This window comes from Intestinibacter sp. (assembly GCF_051866655.1).
Lineage (GTDB): Bacteria > Bacillota > Clostridia > Peptostreptococcales > Peptostreptococcaceae > Intestinibacter.
Genome location: NZ_JBJDXL010000445.1, coordinates 1 through 2730 on the forward strand (window position 1 = coordinate 1; position 2730 = coordinate 2730).

The window sequence follows — 2730 nt, forward strand, 5'->3', positions numbered from 1 at the left end:
CTCCGGTCTAGGCGAGATTATATCTTATGCACAGACTGCGGATATGGATGGGATTTATCAATCGGTTGTAAGTAGTTTCGACCTAGCTTCAGCAGAAGGAGAGGTTAGTACTGTGGCAGAGAGTACTGCTTCTGAGTATTTTGAGTATACTGAGGTAGATGGTGGCGTATCGATAACTAAATATACAGGTAGCGATACGGAGGTAGTTATTCCTTCTACTATTGATGGAAAGGATGTAAAGACGATAGGGCAATCTGCATTTGCAGGATCTAAGACATTAGTTAGTGTTGTGATACCAGATGGAGTCACAGAAATAGGATCGTATGCATTTTCTGGATGTAGTAAATTAGGCAATGTCACAATGCCAGATAGTTTGACAAAAATAGGGAACTATGCATTTAATGAATGTACAAATTTAGTAGGCATAGGTATACCAAGCAGTGTAATTACTATAGGTAATTATGCGTTTTACGATTGTAGTAGATTAAGAAATGTTGAATTACCAAGTAAACTAGAAAATTTAGGTGATTATGCATTTTATAACAATAATATATTAGGTGTTACTATACCAGATACTATTAAAACAATAGGAAGAGGCGTGTTTGCTGGGTGTTGGTATTTGTCCAAAGCTACACTTCCTGAAGGATTAACTGAAATACCAACTAGTATGTTCAGTTCTTGTCCTAAATTCTATCAGGTTAATATACCAAGCACTGTTAAATCTATAGGTCAAAGTGCGTTTTCTGGATGCTATAATTTGAAGGAAATATATTTACCAGATGGTTTAGAGAAGATAGGAAATTTTGCTTTTTATGTGTGTACGTCATTAGAAACAATAGATTTACCTGATACTGTGACAAGTATAGGTCCAGGTGCTTTTTCTAATTGCACTAGCTTAAATGGTGTAGTTTTACCACAGGGATTAACTGAGCTGGGAACAGAATCATTCCGCTATTGCAAGAGCTTGACTAGTATAGTAATTCCTAAAAATATAACATATATATACTCAGATACATTCCAAGGATGTGAGTCATTGACTAGTGTCAAATTATATCAAGGTGTAACAAATATAGGTGGAAATGCATTCCAAGGATGTACTAATTTGAAGGAAATATATATGCCAAAGACTATAGTTAAAATAGGTGATTCTTACACGGCTACTGCATTTGATGATTGTACAAATTTGACAATGTATGTTTATAGGGATTCTGTATCAGAGACTTATGCTATAGATAATAGTATTCCTTATGAGTATATAGATGATGCTGCCTTTGATACACGAATTCAAATAGAAAAGGATAGCTATGAGTTTTATACTAGCTCAACTAGTGGTATAGATGTGAACTTTTTCTCTAGAACTATTAGTACTGACGAGATAACATGGACAAGTAGTGATGAGAGTGTGGCTAAAATAAATTCTGCTACAAATTATATAAATGAATCATCAGATACATACGATACAACTATAAATTTACAAATTAAGACTTTTGATAAAACAGGAAAATGTACTATTACTGGTGAAACATCAGATGGAATTACTGTGAGTTGTACAGTTAAGGTTTTAAATCCATATGAGGAAACTGTAGAAGATGACCCTATTATAATACTTCCTGGAGTTATGGGAAGTAGATTATTTTCTACATATGCACTTGACTACGATAAAAGTAGCGTTATATGGGATCCACAAGTAGGTGCTGATGATATATTAGGAAGTGCTGATTCTCTTGTTGGTTTATCTAATGATTTATTGGGAAATTTATATGTTAAACCGCCTCAAAATCAACAACTTCTAAAAGAACATGAAAATTCTTTTGGGATAGAGTATAGAGAGTATGGGGCACAAAACGCTTATAAAAATCTCGTAGATACATTATGTGATTCTACTGATAGACCTGTTTACTTTTTCAGCTACAACTGGATGGAAAGTAATTTAGATAGTGCTGATAAATTGAGAGAGTTTATAAATGAATTAGATGTGGATAAAGTAGATTTAGTATGCCATTCTATGGGAGGAATAGTTGCATCTAGCTATATGTCTAAGTATAAATCTGAAGACAAGGTAGACAAAATCATAACTTGTGGAACTCCTTATGAGGGAGCTCCAGGTATTATAAATAAGATTCAGAACTGGGATATTTTAGTGGATAACGATAATTTTATTTTGACTGATAGTACAGCAGGAGATGTTTTAGGTGATGTTGCATTAGGGCTTCTAGGTGGATTAACTAAGCAAACAAAAACAAAAATAACTACTGCTGCAGAGCTAGTACCTTCAGAAAATTATGTTTCAAGGGTTGCTATGTATAAAAAAGGTATACCATTTAAAGAAGAGATTTCATTTGATGAGTATAAAACTATATGTAAAAATATATTCAAAGAAAAGTACGATGATGGTCTAATTTTCCAAGAATCTCTTAAAGGAAGTACAGGATATAATAATTTATTAGATTACGATAAAGCTTATTTCTTAATTGGTACAAACCAAAAGACGATAACATCTATTGTATTTGACAAAAGCGATGATATAAGTTCTCTGCTTTATGAAGATGATTTAAAATACGAGTCAAAGGGCGATGGTACAGTACCGTATATTTCAGCGACAATGAGCCAATCAGTTAAGAGATTGTCTGAGGATAGATATTGTTTTGCTGATGGAAACCATACTCAAATTGTTAAAAAAGCTAAAACAATAGAATGGATAAAAGAAAAATTACAAATTACTGATGGAAC

1 protein-coding gene is annotated in these 2730 nt (G+C 33.1%); it reads left to right on the forward strand.

Features of this window, described 5'->3' with window-relative positions; genetic code table 11:
* The coding region (locus ACI3VO_RS13410) for an alpha/beta fold hydrolase (protein WP_439758403.1) at positions 1 to 2730 on the forward strand (2730 nt) is incomplete at both ends.